This window comes from Qipengyuania pelagi (assembly GCF_009827295.1).
Classification (GTDB): Bacteria; Pseudomonadota; Alphaproteobacteria; order Sphingomonadales; family Sphingomonadaceae; genus Qipengyuania; species Qipengyuania pelagi.
The window spans coordinates 777620-794243 of the sequence record NZ_WTYD01000001.1; the positions used below are offsets into that span (position 1 = coordinate 777620).

Here is a 16624-nt window from a genome sequence, read left to right on the forward strand (position 1 = left end):
GTGGACGGGCGGCATAGCTGATCTGTCATGACGGATTCGCCCGCCTTGATGGTGATTATCGGCCTGCTGCTCGCCGCGTGGACGGCGGTGGCGGGTTGGTTCATGCTCAGGGCCAGCGCGCGCAGCAAGGGGACGGAGACGATCCGCCGCTCCGCCCGGCGCCTGTCCCGCATGATCGAGGAATCGCCCGCCGTGCCGCTGCTGGTGCGTGCGGATGGCCGGATCGAGGCTCCCGAACGCCTTGCCGGTTGGTTTGGCCTAGACCGGATGCCCGAATATCTCAGCGAGCTGAGCGGGGGCGGTGATGGCGGGCTCGACGATGCGCAGCTCGAAACGCTGACCGGACATGTGCGCCGCACGCAGAAGACCGCAGCCTCTTTCACCATGACGCTCGCGCCGCTCGGATCGCGCAAGGCCCTGACGCTGCGCGGCACGCTGGCCGATCCCAGCGTTTCGCCTGCCGGGGCCGCGCTGATTTGGGTCTTCGACTTCACCGAAAGCGAAGGGGAATTATCGGCCCTGCGCGAACAGGCCGCCAGTGCGCGTGAGGATTTCGGCGCTTTGGTGGGCCTCATCGAAGCGGCGCCGATGCCGATGTGGTTTCGCGGCGCCGATATGCAGCTGCGCCTGGTCAACCGCGCCTATGTGTCCGCAGTCGGGTCCGACAGCCCCGACACGGTCGTCAGGGAGCAGATCGAACTCGTCGAGAGCATGGACGGCGTGAGCGCCAGCGAGGTCGCGCAGCAGGCTGGCGAGCGGCGCAAGGCGATCGAGCGCGTGGTGACCACGACGATCGATGGCGAGCGCCGCTCGCTGCGGGTGACCGACCTGCCGCTGATCGGCGATGGCATCGCAGGCTATGCGGTCGATATCGAGGAGATGGAGGAGCAGGCGCGCGAATTCCGCGCCTTCCGAGAGGCCCAGCGTTCCATGCTCGATCAGCTTTCGATCGGCGTCGCGCAGTTCGATGCAAACCGCAGGATGACGTTCGCGAACCAGCCCTTCCATCGTGTGTTCGGCCTGCCGCCGGGAATCGTCGGCGAACGCACCACGTTCGAACAGATGCTGATGGCCGCGCGCGAGAACGGACGCATCCCCGAGGTCCGGGATTTCCCGAACTGGCGGCAGGAAGTGGCCGGATGGTTCCTGACCGACGAAACGCATGAGGAGAACTGGCCGCTTCCCGATTCGACCCATCTGCGCATTCTCGGTCAGCCGCTTCCCGATGGCGGGCTGGTCTTCATCGCGGAAGACCGCACCGAACAGCTGGCCCTGTCCGCCACGCGCGACACGCTGTTGCGCACCCGCACCGCGACTTTCGACAATCTGTTCGAAGCTTTGGCCGTGTTTGCGCCCGACGGGCATCTCGAACTCTGGAACCGCAGTTTCGCGGGCGCCTGGGGCCTCGAGGAAGAGGCGCTTGACGGGCATCCCCAGGCCGAGGACCTGCTCGAAGCCATCGCGAAGAAGCTGGCCGATCCCAAGGAGGTCGCGGCGATCAATCACGTCATTCGCGCCGCCACGCTCGACCGACGCAAGCAGCGCGGTACGGTGAAGCTTGCGGATGGGCGCACCCTCGATTTCGCGAGCGTTCCCTTGCCCGACGGGAACGGGCTCATCACCGTGCTCGACATCACCGCCTCGCGCCAGGCGGAAGAGGCGCTACGCGAACGCAACCGCGCGCTGGAAGAGGCCGACGCCGTCACCACGCGCTTCCTGGCCAATATGAGCTACGAATTCCGCACCCCGCTGACCTCGATCGGTGGCTTTGCCGAATTGCTGACCAGCGGCGTCGCGGGCGAGCTGAGCCCGCAGGCGAAGGATTATGCGCAGGCGATCGCCCAATCGGTCAGCAAACTGACCGAACAGGTCGAAAACGTCCTCGACCTGTCGCAGAGTGAAGCTGGTCTGATGCCGCTGACGAAGCAGAAGATCGCGCTCCTTCCCTTCGTCACCGAGATCGTGCGCAAGCGCGAGGATGCGATTACCGCGGGCGGGTTGACGCTCGATCTGCGCAGCGACCCAGACAAGTCGGTTTCCGCCGATCCCCAGCAATTGCGCCGCGCGATCGCCCACCTGCTCGACAACGCGATCCGCGCCACGCCCTCAGGCGGAAAGATCACGGTGGAAATCCGCCAGAAGAAGGACGTGACGCGGATTTCCATCTCTGACACGGGTAAGGGCATGAGCCACCATGACATGGCCCGCGCACTAGAAGGCATCCGCCCGACGGCGGACGGCCGGGGCATCGAACGCCGCCAGGGGCTCGGCATCCCGCTCGCGCGCCAGCTGATCGAAGCGCACGGTGGGACGCTGGAACTGCAAAGCCGCCGAGGTTCGGGCACGATGGCGGTGATCGTCCTCCCGTGATCGTTCCATTGCCCGATCTTGCGGCGGTGGATGCGCTGGGCAGGCGGATCGCGGTACGGCTCAGGCCGGGCGATGTCGTCGCGCTGTCGGGCGATCTCGGCGCGGGCAAGACCACGCTTTCGCGCGCTATCCTCGCCGCCTCGGGCCATGATGGAGAGGTGCCGTCGCCCACCTTCACGATTATCGAGACCTATGAACGGACGACCCCTCCAATCGTCCATGCGGATTTCTATCGCCTCGACGATCCGTCCGAGGTCGAGGAAATCGGGCTGGACGATTATCGCGCTGGTGCCGCGCTGCTGGCCGAGTGGCCGGAAAGGGCGGGCGGCTTCTCGCACGAGCCGCAATGTCTCTCGGTCGAACTCGAAAACAGTGGGGAAGGGCGCCGCGCCATTGTCGAAGGCGGTTCGGCTTGGCATGGCCGGATGCCATGAACGCAGCACTTCCCGAAGGCCTCGACAGCTTCCTTGGCGACACGCGATGGGACGGGGCGGAAATCGTCCCGCTCGTCGGCGACGCCTCGTTCCGCCGGTATTTCCGCCTCCGCATGGGGAATCGCAGCGCGATGCTGATGCACGCGCCCCCTCCCGAAGAGGACACTGGCCCCTTCCTCCATGTCGCGCGCTGGTTGAGCGAGAACGGGATGCGCGGACCGGAAATCCTCGGCGCGCGGCCCGAACAGGGCCTCGTCCTGATCGAGGATTTCGGCGATCAGCGCATGAAGGAATGGATCGACGATCATCCCGAGGATGAGGAGGCGATCTATGCCGGCGCGATCGATGCGCTGGCCGCGTTGCAGGCGCTTCCGCCCGGTCCGTTCGATCCCTATGACATGGCGGTGTATCAGCGCGAGGCGGCGCTGTTCGTCGAATGGTATTGCCCCGCCGCCGGACTGAGCGTGGACGAAGCGGGCTGGCGCGCGGCCTGGGAAGAGACGCTTGCGCCGCTTATCGAGCGCCAGCAGTCCGGGGTCACCGTGCTGCGCGATTATCATGCCGAAAACGTCATGCTGCTCGACCCGGGCAAGGTGAACGGCGCGCAGGGTCTGATCGATTTCCAGGACGCGCTGGTCGGGCATCCGGCTTACGATCTGGTCAGCCTGTTGCAGGATGCGCGCCGCGACGTTTCCGAGAGCCTGGAGCGCACCATGCTCGGCCGCTATCGCGCCGCCTGCGATCCGGGGCCGGATTTCGAAGCGGACTACGCGCGTCTCGGCGCACAGCGTAACGCCAAGATTGTCGGCATCTTCACGCGCCTTCACATACGCGATGCCAAGCCGCGCTATCTGCGCATGATCCCGCGCGTGTGGAAGGCGATGGAGCGCGATCTTGCGCACGAGGCGCTTGCCCCCGTGGCGCGCTGGTTCGCGGAGAACATCCCCCAGCATCTGCGCGATGCGGACGGAGGCGAGATCGCATGAGCGAGCCTGCGCTCGTCACCGACACTGCCATGCTGATGGCCGCCGGGCTCGGCAAGCGGATGCGCCCGCTCACTGCCAGCCAGCCCAAGCCAATGGTGCGCGTGGCGGGAAAGCCGCTGATCGACCACGCGCTGAACCGATTGGAGGATGCGGGCGTCGCCAAAGCGGTGGTCAACGTCCATTATCTGGCCGACGCGCTGGAGGCCCATGTCGGCCATCGCGCCTCGCCCAAAGTCGTTTTTTCGGACGAGCGCGCGGAGCTGCTCGAAACCGGTGGCGGGATGGTCAAGGCGCAGACCGATGGCAAACTGCCCGACCCCTTCTTCGCCTGCAATGCCGACAGCATCTGGCTCGACGGGCCGCTGAACGCGTTTCGCGATCTCTCGCGCCATTGGGACGCGCAGCGAATGGATGCGCTGCTCCTCGTCGTCAGCCACGCGCGCGCCACCAATTTTGACGGGACGGGCGATTTCTACATGGACGGGCAAGGGCGGCTGAAACGCAAGCTGCCCGGTCGGATCGCGCCCTTCATCTATACCGGCATCCAGCTCGTCTCGCATCGCCTGTTGCGCGATGCGCCCGAGGGCAAGTTTTCCACCAATATCCTGTGGGATCGCGCGATCGAGGAGGATCGCCTTTTCGGCCTCGCTTTCAGCGGGCAGTGGATCGAGGTCGGACGGCCCGAACATATCGCGGTGTGCGAGGACGTGCTCGAACGTGGCTGAACGCCGCGCGCCAGAGGTCTATTCCATCGCTGCCCATCGCGGTTTCGCCGATGCGCTCGTTGCGGGTCTGGTCCCACGCTATGCCGAGCAGGGGCTGGGTCTCGCACGGCTGACCCTGCTGTTGCCGAGTTCGCGCGCCGTGAGGACGGTGAGCGAGGCGTTCATCCGCCACGCGGGGGAGGGCGCCGAAGGGGGTGAAGGTCCGATGGGCCTGCTGATGCCGCGCATGGTGGTGGTCGGCGATCTCGACCTCGACGAGGCGCTGGGGCCATTGCTCGACCCCTTGGGCGCCAGCGCGGTGCCGCCCGCCATCGATCCCCAGCGGCGCCTGTTCGCGCTGGCGGGTCTGATCGCGGAGACGATGGGAGATGACGCGCCGGGGGGCGCCACCCTGCTGCGGCTCGCCCGCGAAACCGGCGCGACGATGGATCGCCTGCTGGTGGAGGATGTCGATCCTGCCGACCTGCTTGACGATCGCGTGGTCGATATCGTCCCCGACCTTTCGGCGCATTGGCAGAAGAGCCTGCATCTCTTCGCCACCGTCCTCGTAAAATGGCGCGCATTTCTGGCGGAGCGCGGCGCGATCGACGCTGCGGCGCGGCGCAACCGGCTGTTCGATCACGCCGCCGAGCGCTTCGCAAAGCATCCGCCCGCTACACCCCTGATCGCGGCGGGGGTGACGAGTTCGGCGCCCGCTCTTGCGCGGCTGCTCAAGGTCATCAGCGAGTTGCCGCAGGGCGCGGTCATCCTGCCCGATTTCGACCTGACGCTTTCGAGCGAGGTCTGGGACGAGCTGGGCCGGGCGGGGGCCGCTCCGGGGCCGGGCGAAACCCCGTTCGCGCGTGACGATGCGGTGACCCACCCGCAATATCACTTGAAGTTGCTGCTCAACCGGATGGGAGTCGCACGCGAGGAAGTCCGGCCTTGGCACCGCAAGGGCATGGCCGCCGCCCCGCCGGAGCGCAGCCATGCGATCGGATCGCTGTTCCTCCCGCCCGAAGCGAGCAAGGTCTGGGCGGAGCTACCAAGTGAAAAACGGCGGCTCTCGGGCGTGCGCGTCATGCGCAGCGCCAATCCCGAGGAGGAGGCGCAGGCGATCGCCCTGCTCGTGCGCGAGGCGTTGGAGACACCGCGCAAGCGAATCGCCGTGGTCACCCCCGATCGCGCACTGGCGCGGCGCGTGGTTCACCATCTTGCGCGGTGGGACGTCATCGCGGACGATTCCGCCGGGCGGCCTTTGTCAAAGACGGCGGCAGGCCGCCTTATGCTCCTGCTAGCCGAAGCGATGGCGGAGCGGGCGGCGCCGGTGCCACTCATGGCCCTGCTCGGCCATCCGCTGGTCGATGGAGGGATGGAACGCGGGACCTGGCTCAGGCACTTGCGCCGGATCGAACGGGATCTGCGCGGGCCGCGCAAGGCTGGAGGGTTGGAGCCTGTCCAGCGCCTCGTCGCGAAGAGGGCCGAGCTGGATTCCGATCTTGGCGAATGGTGGCGGATCGTGCGCGATACGCTGGCGCCTCTGCTCGATCTGGCCGATAGTGAAACGATCCCGGTTGCCGAACTCCTCGATGCGCTGGCTCTCGCGGGCGAGAGTCTCTGCGGCGAAAAGCTGTGGGCGCGCGAGGATGGGCGGGCTCTGGCACGCTTCGTCGAGGAATTGCGCCTCAATGCGGGAGAGGCCGGTTTCGCGCTCGCCCCGCGAGAGGCGGAGGTCGCTTTAAGGGAGGCGATGGAGCAGGTCGCGGTGCGCCCGCCCTATGGCGGCCATGCGCGGGTGCAGATCCTCGGCCTGCTCGAATCGCGGATGAACCGCGCCGATCTCGTGATTTGTGCCGGGCTGAACGAGGGCGTATGGCCCGCGCGCGGCGCCACCGATGCGCTGCTCGCCCCACCGGTTCTGCGGACGCTCGGCGTGCCGGGATCGGATTACCGGATCGGCCTTTCCGCGCACGATCTCGCTGGGGCGCTCGGCGCGCCCGAAGTCGTGCTCAGCCGCGCGGATCGAGACGAGGGCGGCCCGGCCATCCCCTCGCGTTTCCTGCTGCGAGTCCAGGCCTTGCTGGGCGACCTCTTACCCCGCCATGTCGAGACGCGCGCCGTCGATCTGGCCCGCACGATCGCCCGTGCGCCGCGCGCTCCGATCTATCCGCGCCCCCGGCCGAGACCAAATGCCGATCAGCGCAAGGTCTCGATTTCCGCCACGGCGCTCGATCGCCTGATGGGCGATCCATACCAGTTCTATGCCGGGCAGATCATGGGGTTGAGAGACCTCGACGCGCTCGATGCCGATCCGACCCCGTCATGGCATGGCACGGTCGCGCACACGATTCTCCAGCGCTGGCATGAGCAGCGCGAGACTGGCGCCGATCCTGATATCGCGACGATCATGGGAAGGGTGCTCGACGAGGAAAATGCCGACCCGCTCACGCGCGGATTGTGGCAGCCGCGCCTCCTCGCCGCCCTCGAATGGATCGCGGACGAGGTGCGCTTGACTTCGGATCGCGAGGTGCTCTGCGTCGAGGAGAAGGGCGCGATGGAAGTGGAAGGAATCCGCATCCACGGCCGCGCCGACCGGATCGACCGTCTGGGCGACGGGACGCTCGCCATCGTCGATTACAAGACCGGCAAGCCGCCGAGCGCGGCGATGGTGGCGGACGGGTTCGCGCTCCAGCTGGGCATTCTCGGCCTGATCGCGGAGCGCGACGGGTTTGATCACGCCAAAGGAGAGCCGGGCGCCTACGAATATTGGTCGCTTGGCAAGGCGAAGGATGACACGCATCCCACCGGCTTCGGCTATGTCGAGACGCCGCTGAAGGTCGGCAGAAAGTCGTCTGGGCTGGAGCCGGAAGAATTCCTGCCCGTCACGAGCCGCTTTTTGCGCGAAGGTATCGCCAAATACATCACCGGCGACGCGCCCTTCGTCGCGCGCGAGAACCCGGACTATCCGGCCTATGACACCTACGATCAGTTGATGCGTCTCGAGGAATGGCTCCCGCGCATGGACGATGATGATGGGGAGGGCGATCCGCGATGAGCGGCAGGGTCTATCCCCTCCAAGGCGCGCAGCGCGACGCGGTCGACCCGCGCGAAAGCGTCTGGCTGTCCGCGAGCGCAGGCACCGGCAAGACACAGGTCCTCTCCGCACGAGTTTTGCGCCTCCTTCTCGAACCCGGCGCGGACCCGTCGCAGATCCTCTGCCTCACCTTCACCAAGGCAGGGGCCGCCGAAATGGCCGTGCGCGTGAACGAGGTGCTGGCGCGCTGGGTCAGGCTGGATGACGGGCTTCTGGCCGAGGACCTCGCCAATCTCGGCGCGGCGACCGACCCCGAAACCCGCTCGCGCGCACGATCCCTGTTTGCACGGGTGCTCGATTGTCCGGGTGGAGGGCTGCGGATCGACACGATCCACGCCTTCGCCCAGTATCTCCTCGCCGCCTTTCCCGCCGAGGCGGAAATCCTGCCCGGATCGCGCCCGATGGAGGATCGCGAGCGCGATCTGCTAAGCCGCGACGTACTCGCCGCGATGCTGTCCGAAGGCGATCCAAGGATCGATGCCGCAATCGCTGAGATGAGCCGCCGCAAGGGTCCCGATGCCGTTCGCGGATGGCTGATGCGCTGCGCACGCCATCAGGACTTGTGGACCGGGCCGGACGGATGGCAACCACCCATGAAACCGCGCGTCCATCGCCTGCTCGGCATTCCCGCCGATGCGGATGCGGCTTGGGTGGCGGAGGCCTGTTCTGACGACGCCTTCCCGGTTGGGGCCTTGCGGGCCTGCGCGATGGTCGCGCGCGAATGGAAGGCCGCCACCGGACAGAAAGCCGCCGATTTCGCGGAAGGATGGGCGCGCGGGGATGCGACGGCGCGGCTCGAACGGCTGGACGGCTTCCGCGACACCTTCCTCAAGAAGGACGGCGCGCCGCGCAAGATGGCGGGCGCCGAGAAGATCGACCCGTCTTTTGCGGCCAATCAGGAAATTCTTTCCGAAGCCGTCGCGAAGATCGGTGACCGGCTCACCCTGCTCGATCTCGCCGGTTTTCTCGCCCCGCAACTCGAGGCGGGGCGCGCCTTCGCCCTGCGTTGGGAAGCGGCCAAGACGCGCGAAGGTCTGGTGGATTTCGACGATCTGATCTCCCGCGCCGCGCAGCTTCTCTCGAACAGCGCCATGGCCGACTGGATTCGCTACAAGCTCGATCGCAGCTTCGACCATATCCTCGTGGACGAGGCGCAGGACACGAACGAAGCCCAATGGAGCATCGTCAAGGCGCTGACCGACGATTTCTTCGACGGGCTCGGCGCGCGCGGGGATGCGGTGCGCACCATCTTCACCGTTGGCGATTACAAGCAGGCGATCTTCGGCTTTCAGGGAACGAGCCCGCGCAATTTCCGGCAGGCGCGCGATTTCTTTGCGCGCAAGATGGATGCCGCCGCCGATGCCGCGCGGGATCTGCGCGGGGCGCCCGATATGCGGCGGTTGAAGGGATACGATCTCGAACGATCCTACCGCACCAGCGCGCCGGTCCTGTCATTCGTGGACGATGCGCTGGCTGAGATCGGGCATACCGGGCTCGGACTCGAGAGTTCCGACGGACACCATATCGGCAGCGACGGGCCGGGGCAGGTGGTCTTGTGGAACACCGTCACGGCCGGGACGCAGGACGAAGAGGGCGAGGAGCAGGCTGGCTGGTTGGCGCGGCACGACCGGCTGATGGCCGACAATATCGCCCGGCAGGTGCGGCGCTGGATGGACGAGGGCTATCCGCTCGCCAAGGGGAAGGCACGCAATGCGCGGCCCGGCGATGTCATGGTGCTGGTGAGGAAACGGCGCGAGCTTGCCTCGCTGATCGTCTCGCGCCTCTATCGCCATGGCGTTCCGGTGGCGGGGGTCGACCGGCTGCGGTTGGGCAATCCGCTGGCGGTGAAGGATTTGATGGCGGCGCTGCGCTTCGCGGCGCAACCGCTGGACGATCTGATGCTGGCGAACGTGCTGGTCTCGCCGCTTATCGGCTGGAGCCAGGATGCGCTGCTGAAGCATGGCTATCGGGCGCGCGATCGCCGTCTGTGGGATCATCTGCGGGCGAGCGAGGATACCTTCGTCAAGGCGACGGTCGACGCTTTACGCGAAGTTCTGCGCCGCGCGGATTACGACAGTCCGCAGCAATTGCTGCACTGGATGCTGATCGGCCCGATGGACGGGCGGCGCAGGCTGGTCGCGCGGCTGGGGCGCGAGGCGAACGATCCGATCGACGAATTGCTCAACGCCGCCAACGCCTATGCCTCGGTGCACACCGCCAGCCTCCAGGGCTTCATCCGCTGGTTCGACGCGGGTGAGGGCGAGTTGAAGCGCGAGGCGGGCGAGGGCGGCGATCAGGTGCGGGTGATGACCGTGCACGGGTCGAAGGGCCTCCAGGCGCCGATCGTGATCCTTGCGGATGCCGCGATCGGACCGGATGCACCGGGCGATCTGGATCTGCTGGACGAACCCATCGGAGGCGGTGCCGCGAAATCGGTCCCGCTGCCCGGCCTCAGCAAGGACCAGCGTGTCGGCCCCGTCGCGCAGGCCGAAGCGGAGGCGGCGCTGGTCGACAGGGAAGAACATTGGCGCCTACTCTATGTCGCCATGACGCGGGCGGAGGAGGCGCTGTTCATCGGCGGATCGCTGGGGCCGCGCGATGCGAGGAACGGGCCGCACGAAGACAGCTGGTATGCGCGGCTGAAACCGGTCTTTCCCGACGAGGCGATCGAGGACGATATCTGGGGCGCACGGTGGGAGCGGGGCGAGGCTGCGCCGCGCGTGACGGGCAGCGACATTCGCGAGGCTGATGAAGCCGAACTGCCAGACTGGGCGCAGCGTCCCGCACCCGAGGAGTCACGCCCGCCCCGGCCGCTCGCGCCATCCGGGTTGGGCGATCAGGAGGGGAGCGACCCGCCGCTGCCGCCCGACCACGCGGCGGGCGCGGCACGGCGCGGGACCTTGATCCATGCGCTGCTCGAACGCCTGCCCGGAGTAACGCCGGAAGAGCGGCGCGAGCGCGCGGCGGCGTGGCTGGCGCGGCAGGCCGGCGATCTCGATCCTGCGGACCGCGCCGAGATGCTCGACCGGGCCATGTCCGTGATCGAAACCCCCGCTTTCGCGCCTGTGTTCGGCCCGGATGCCCTCGCTGAAGTGCCGCTCGCGGCGCTGGTCCATGGGCGCGTCGTCGCCGGGATCGCCGATCGTCTGCTCGTGACCGCGGAGACGGTAACGGTGGTGGATTTCAAGACCGCGCGGCGCCCGCCGACCTCGCTGGCGGATGTTCCCGAGCACACGATGCGGCAGATGGCGGCCTATGTCGCCGCTCTCGAAACCATCTATCCGGGGCGGGCCGTCCGCGCTGCCTTGCTCTATACGCAGACACCGCAGCTGATCGACCTGCCGGGCGCTGCAATCGCCCGATACAAAACACGATTTGCCGAACCGCAGGAAAGCTTTGCGCTGCCACCCGTTGAGTAGATGACACGCGCTCCTAAATGGGGCGCAACCGATACAGGAGAATTATCATGGCCACCGTCGCCGTCACCGATAGCAGTTTCCAGTCCGACGTCCTCGATTCGGACAAGCCCGTCCTCGTCGATTTCTGGGCCGATTGGTGCGGACCCTGCAAGATGATCGCTCCGGCCTTGGAAGAACTGAGCGACGAGCTTGGCGACAAGGTCATCATCGCCAAGATGGACATCATGGAAAACCCCGATGTTCCGGGCAAGATGGGCGTGCAGTCGATCCCCTATCTCGTGCTGTTCAAGAATGGCGAGCCTGCCGCGAATATGCGCGGGGCGGCGCCCAAGGGCCAGCTCAAACAGTGGCTCGAAGGCGAACTCTAAGCGTCGAACATGGCATAGCGCGCGGCCAGATCGTCCCACAAAGCGGGGCTGGCCGCGCCGATGAGGCCGGTGCGATCCTTCTCGTCCACGCGATAGGGTGACCCGTCGGGCCGGGCGCATTTTCCGCCCGCCTCGTTCAGCCACAGCGCCCCGGCCGCATGATCCCAGGCGATGGTGCGCTCGAAAATCGAGACGTCGTTTTCACCTAATGCGAGGCGCGGATATTGCTCGGCCGCGCAGCGCGGGATGTCCACCAGTCGATAATGCGGCGCGATATGCTCCATGACGGCCCCGCGCCGCGACTGATCCATGAAAACGGTCGAGATGGCGGCGACCGGAGGCGTTTCGCCAGACGATTTCGCCACCACGCTCTCCCCGCCGAGGAATGCGCCCTTGCCGCGATGCGCGGCGCAGAACCGCCCGGACAGGCAATCGTAGATCCACCCGCTCTGTGCGACACCTTCGTCGGCGAGCGCGATCAGAATGCCGAACGGACCCGTTCCACCCGCGTAATTATTGGTCCCGTCGATCGGGTCGATGATCCAGCACGGGCCCGCCAGCAAATCGAGCACGGCGGCGTTCGCATGGGCGTTCTCTTCGCCGACGATGCCGATGCCGGGATTGAGTTTCGCCAGCCCCGTCGCCAACAGCTCCTCGGCTTCGCGGTCCGCGACGGTGACGACATCGTCCTTCGCCTTGTTCTCGATTTCGGAAGCGGAAAGCGACCGGAAATGCGGCAGGATCGCCTTGTCCGTCACCTCACGCATGAGCGCCAGGATCTCGCGGTCGATCACGCTCACGACCGGTAATCCGCGTTGATGGCGATATATCCATGCGTGAGGTCGCAGGTCCAGACCGTCGCGCGACCATCGCCCATGCCCAGCTCGACATCCACGCGGATGTCCCGGCCCTTGAGATGTTCGGCCACGGGACCCTCGTCATAGTCCGCCACGGGTTGCCCCTGGCGCGCGGCCCAGACCCCGCCGAAGCCGATCGACAACCGGTCGCGATCGGCGGGTTCGCCTGCCTTGCCCACCGCCATGACCACGCGACCCCAATTCGCGTCCTCGCCCGCGATCGCCGTCTTGACGAGCGGCGAGTTCGCAATTGCAAGGCCGATGCGGCGGGCGCTCTCGTCGCTCGTTGCGCCGGCGACCGCGATCTCGATGAATTTCTGCGCTCCTTCGCCATCGCGCACGACGAGATGGGCGAGGCGGCGGCAGACATCCGCGATTGCCGCATAGAGGGCGTCCGCACCCGCATCGTCCCAGGTCTCGATCATGGGATTCTCGGCCCTGCCAGTCGCGGCGAGGAGGACCGTGTCGCTGGTCGAGGTGTCGCCATCCACCGTGATACAGGAAAAGGTCTGCGCGTTCGCCCTGTCGAGCATCTCCTGGAGCAGGGAGGGCGCGATCCTGGCGTCAGTGAAGATATAGCCGAGCATGGTCGCCATGTCGGGCGCGATCATGCCGCTGCCCTTGATGATCCCGCAGATTTCGACGCGCGTTTCGCCCAGCATGGCCGCCGCGTGCGCCGCCTTGGCGAAGGTGTCGGTGGTGCCGATCGTATCGGTCGCCTCGCGCCAACCACAGGGGCTGGCGTTCAAGGCAGCTTCGACGCCCGCCCGCGCGCGGTCCTTGGGGAGGGGAACTCCGATCACACCGGTCGAGGACACGAAAACCTCGCTTTTCGGGCAAGCGAGTTGCGCCGCGACCTGTTCCGAGACCTGTTCCACCGCCTCGCGCCCGCGATAGCCGGTAAAGGCGTTGGAATTGCCTGCATTCACCACGATCGCCCGCGCGCGGCCCTGTCTCACATTCTCGCGCCCGATTTCGACCTCGCTCGAACAGCAGACATTCTTTGTGAATACACCGGCGATCGCGGTGCCGTCATCCAGTTCGACAAAGGTCAGGTCAGTCCGGTCCCAATCCTTGTACCGCGCCCGCGCCACGCGCACGGTAACGCCTGCGATCGGAGGCATTTCGGGAAAGGGTTCGGCCAAAGGCGATCGTTCGAGGTCCATCAGGGGGCGATAGGAAGTTTGCGCCGCGAGGTAAACGCGCTTCGGGGGTGGACGAGGGCCGCGGCAGTTTCTATTTGGGAGGCTCCATGCTTCGTCGCCTGCTCGCCTGTTTCGCCATTCTGACCGGCCTTGCCGCCGCGAATGCGCCTGCGCATGCGACGATCATCAGCGCGCTCGAAGCGCAGTTCGAGGATCAGCGCAAGGCCGACGATCCGGCGCGCAGTGCCGAAAGCGCCTGCGTCGAAAAGCAGCGCAAGCAGCGCCTGCGTGGGGAGCGGATCACGCCCTGCCGCGCACCGGAGACGGTTACCGTCTACGTGCCGACGATCCAGCTCGGTCCCGACCGCGCGCACGAATAGCGCGCCTGCGCCAGTTTCCGTTCCGCAGTAAGGCTCGCGGCCCGAAAGGGCGCGCGGGCATCTCCTTTATTCCGATACCCCGAGACCCACCATGCTCAAAGCCCTTACCAAGTCGCTCTTCGGCTCGTCCAACGATCGTTACGTCAAGTCGATGGACAAGATCGTCAATCAGATCAACGCGTTGGAGGAGCAAATTCAGGCTCTTTCCGATGAAGAGCTGCAAGCCCAGACCGACAAGTTCCGCGAGCAGCTGGAAAACGGCAAGACGCTCGACGACATCCTGCCCGAAGCGTTCGCCACCGTGCGCGAAGCATCCGTCCGTGTGCTCGGGATGCGGCATTTCGACGTGCAGATGGTCGGCGGGATCGTGCTTCATCGCGGCGAGATCGCCGAAATGCGTACGGGCGAGGGCAAGACGCTGGTCGCCACGCTCGCGACCTATCTCAACGCGATCGAGGGCAAGGGCGTCCACGTCGTCACCGTGAACGACTATCTGGCTCGGCGTGACGCGGAATGGATGGGCCAGCTGCACCGCTTCCTCGGGCTGACGGTCGGCGTGATCGTGCCGAACTTGAACGAGTTCGAGCGCCGCGATGCGTATAATTCGGACATCACCTACGGCACGAACAACGAGTTCGGCTTCGATTACCTGCGCGACAACATGAAGCACGATCGCAACCAGATGGTGCATCGTCCCTTCAATTACGCGATCGTCGACGAGGTCGATTCGATCCTGATCGACGAAGCGCGCACCCCGCTGATCATCTCCGGCCCGACCGAGGACAAGAGCGAACTCTATATCTCGGTGGACGCGATCGTGAAGGATCTCGATCCCGAATGGTACGAGGCGGACGAGAAGACCAAGAACATCAGCTGGACCGAGGAAGGGACCGACGCGATCGAGGCGAAGCTGGCCGAAGCGGGCCTGCTCGAAACCGAGAACCTCTACGATGTCGAGAACACGCAGGTCGTCCACCACCTCGACCAGGCCCTGCGCGCGAACATCATGTTCAAGAAGGATACCGACTACATCGTCAAGGACGACAAGATCGTGATCATCGACGAGTTCACCGGCCGCATGATGGACGGGCGCCGCTGGTCGAACGGGCTGCACCAGGCGGTCGAGGCCAAGGAAGGCGTCAAGATCGAGCCGGAGAACCAGACGCTCGCCTCGATCACCTTCCAGAACTATTTCCGCATGTATCCCAAGCTGTCCGGCATGACCGGCACCGCCGCCACCGAGGCGAGCGAGTTCTGGGACATCTACAAATTGAACGTCGCCGAAATCCCGACCCACCGCGAGGTCGCGCGGATCGACGAGGACGACCAGTTCTACAAGAACACGATGGACAAGTTCGCGGCCATCGCGAAGGCGATCAAGGAGAAGAACGAGCTGGGCCAGCCGGTCCTGGTCGGCACGGTCTCGATCGAGAAGTCGGAGCTCCTGAGCCAGTTCCTCGAAAAGGAAGGCGTCAAGCACGAGGTCCTCAACGCACGCCAGCACGAGCGCGAGGCGCATATCGTGGCGCAGGCGGGCCGCATCGGCGCAGTCACCATCGCGACCAACATGGCCGGTCGCGGCACCGACATCCAGCTGGGCGGCAATCTCGAATTCCGCACCGAGGACGAGCTGGCCGACATGCCCGAAGGCCCCGAGCGCGACGCTGCCATCGCCCGCATCAAGCAGGAGATCGCGGAGGAGAAGCAGCGCGTGAAGGATGCTGGCGGTCTGTTCGTGCTCGGCACCGAACGCCACGAATCCCGCCGGATCGACAACCAGTTGCGCGGTCGTTCGGGTCGCCAGGGCGATCCCGGTCTGTCGCGCTTCTACCTCTGCCTCGAAGACGACCTGTTGCGCATTTTCGGACCCGACACGCTGTTCTCGCGCATGATGAACAGCAATCTGGAGGATGGCGAGGCGATCGGGTCGAAATGGCTTTCGAAGGCCATCGAAACCGCCCAGAAAAAGGTCGAGGCGCGCAATTACGAGATGCGCAAGCAGGTCGTCCAATACGACGACGTGATGAACGACCAGCGCAAGGTCATCTACGAGCAGCGCGCCGAGATCATGGACAGCGAGGCGGTGGACGATGTCGTGATCGACATGCGGCATGACACGATCAACAATATCGTCGGCGAAGCCTGCCCGCCGGGATCCTATCCCGAGCAGTGGGACGTCGCGCGCCTGAAGGAGCGGGTCGAGGAAGTGCTCGGCCTGACGCCCCCGATCGACGCCTGGCTGGAAGAGGATGCGGTCGAGCCCGAGATCATCGAGGAACGGCTGCAACAGGCTGCCGACGGGAAGATGGAAGCCAAGATTGCGCGTGTCGATCCGACGATGTGGCGCAATGTCGAAAAGAGCTTGCTTCTGCAATCGCTCGACCATCACTGGAAGGAACACCTCTCCACGCTCGACGCGCTGCGTCAGGTGGTGTGGCTGCGCGCGCACGCGCAGAAACAGCCGATCAACGAATACAAGCAGGAAGCCTTCAGCCTGTTCGAACATATGCTCGACACGCTGCGGGAGGACACCACGTCCAAGCTCATCAAGCTCGACGTGCGCGAGCCCGAACCGATGCCGGCCGCGAGCCTGCCCGAACTGCCCGATTTCCTCACCGGCCATATCGAGCCGCTGTCGGGCATCGACAATTCCGACGATGGCGACGGATCGGAACGCCGCGCGGCACTGTTCGGATCGCTTGCGGGCAGCCCGCAGGCCGCCGCCGGACCGGGTGGCGTCTCGGACAACCCCTATGCGGGCAAGGAGATCAGCCGCAACGCCCCGTGCCCGTGCGGGTCGGGCAATAAATACAAGCATTGCCACGGCGCGATCGGCGCCCGCGCGTGATCGCAGGCGGTTCTGTGGC

11 protein-coding genes are annotated in these 16624 nt (G+C 66.0%); 9 read left to right on the forward strand and 2 right to left on the reverse strand.

Going from position 1 to position 16624, the window contains the following annotated elements; all coding sequences use genetic code 11:
* Window positions 1-27: 27 nt before the first annotated feature.
* Genes GRI47_RS03880 through trxA form a run of 7 tightly spaced genes read left to right on the forward strand, consistent with a single transcriptional unit; the run spans window position 28 to window position 11375 of the window.
* Window positions 28-2370 (forward strand): PAS domain-containing sensor histidine kinase, encoded by a 2343-nt coding sequence (locus GRI47_RS03880; RefSeq protein WP_160660038.1) that lies wholly within the window; start codon window positions 28-30, stop codon window positions 2368-2370.
* Window positions 2367-2804 (forward strand): tRNA (adenosine(37)-N6)-threonylcarbamoyltransferase complex ATPase subunit type 1 TsaE, encoded by a 438-nt coding sequence (gene tsaE, locus GRI47_RS03885; RefSeq protein ID WP_160660039.1) that lies wholly within the window; start codon window positions 2367-2369, stop codon window positions 2802-2804. Before GRI47_RS03880 ends, tsaE begins: the two co-directional genes overlap by 4 nt.
* Window positions 2801-3790 (forward strand): aminoglycoside phosphotransferase family protein, encoded by a 990-nt coding sequence (locus tag GRI47_RS03890; protein WP_160660040.1) that lies wholly within the window; start codon window positions 2801-2803, stop codon window positions 3788-3790. Before tsaE ends, GRI47_RS03890 begins: the two co-directional genes overlap by 4 nt.
* Window positions 3787-4515 carry a nucleotidyltransferase family protein gene (locus GRI47_RS03895; protein WP_160660041.1) on the forward strand — a complete coding sequence of 243 codons (729 nt, stop codon included), beginning with the start codon at window positions 3787-3789 and terminating at the stop codon, window positions 4513-4515. Before GRI47_RS03890 ends, GRI47_RS03895 begins: the two co-directional genes overlap by 4 nt.
* Window positions 4508-7549: a double-strand break repair protein AddB gene (gene addB / locus GRI47_RS03900; protein WP_160660042.1), complete on the forward strand. Its 3042-nt coding sequence runs from the start codon at window positions 4508-4510 to the stop codon at window positions 7547-7549. The genes GRI47_RS03895 and addB overlap by 8 nt, the downstream gene beginning before the upstream one ends.
* Window positions 7546-11007, forward strand: a complete 3462-nt coding sequence (addA, locus tag GRI47_RS03905) for a double-strand break repair helicase AddA (protein WP_160660043.1) — start codon at window positions 7546-7548, stop codon at window positions 11005-11007. The genes addB and addA overlap by 4 nt, the downstream gene beginning before the upstream one ends.
* A 47-nt stretch (window positions 11008-11054) precedes the next feature.
* Entirely contained in the window at window positions 11055-11375 is a 321-nt protein-coding gene (trxA, locus tag GRI47_RS03910; RefSeq protein ID WP_160660044.1) for a thioredoxin, read from the forward strand.
* Here trxA and GRI47_RS03915 read toward each other — a convergent pair.
* Together GRI47_RS03915 and argJ are read right to left on the reverse strand one after the other, a co-directional pair.
* Window positions 11372-12175, reverse strand: coding sequence for an inositol monophosphatase family protein (locus GRI47_RS03915; RefSeq protein WP_337190634.1), 804 nt, complete (start codon window positions 12173-12175; stop codon window positions 11372-11374). The genes trxA and GRI47_RS03915 overlap by 4 nt on opposite strands.
* Entirely contained in the window at window positions 12172-13398 is a 1227-nt protein-coding gene (argJ, locus tag GRI47_RS03920; RefSeq protein WP_160660045.1) for a bifunctional glutamate N-acetyltransferase/amino-acid acetyltransferase ArgJ, read from the reverse strand. The genes GRI47_RS03915 and argJ overlap by 4 nt, the downstream gene beginning before the upstream one ends.
* Window positions 13399-13484: 86 nt before the next feature.
* On the opposite strand from argJ, the gene GRI47_RS03925 reads away from it, so the two are divergent.
* Window positions 13485-13757: a hypothetical protein gene (locus GRI47_RS03925; RefSeq protein WP_160660046.1), complete on the forward strand. Its 273-nt coding sequence runs from the start codon at window positions 13485-13487 to the stop codon at window positions 13755-13757.
* A gap of 91 nt (window positions 13758-13848) precedes the next feature.
* On the forward strand, window positions 13849-16605 hold the full coding sequence (gene secA / locus GRI47_RS03930) for a preprotein translocase subunit SecA (protein WP_160660047.1): 2757 nt from the start codon (window positions 13849-13851) through the stop codon (window positions 16603-16605).
* The last annotated feature ends 19 nt before the right edge of the window (window positions 16606-16624 follow it).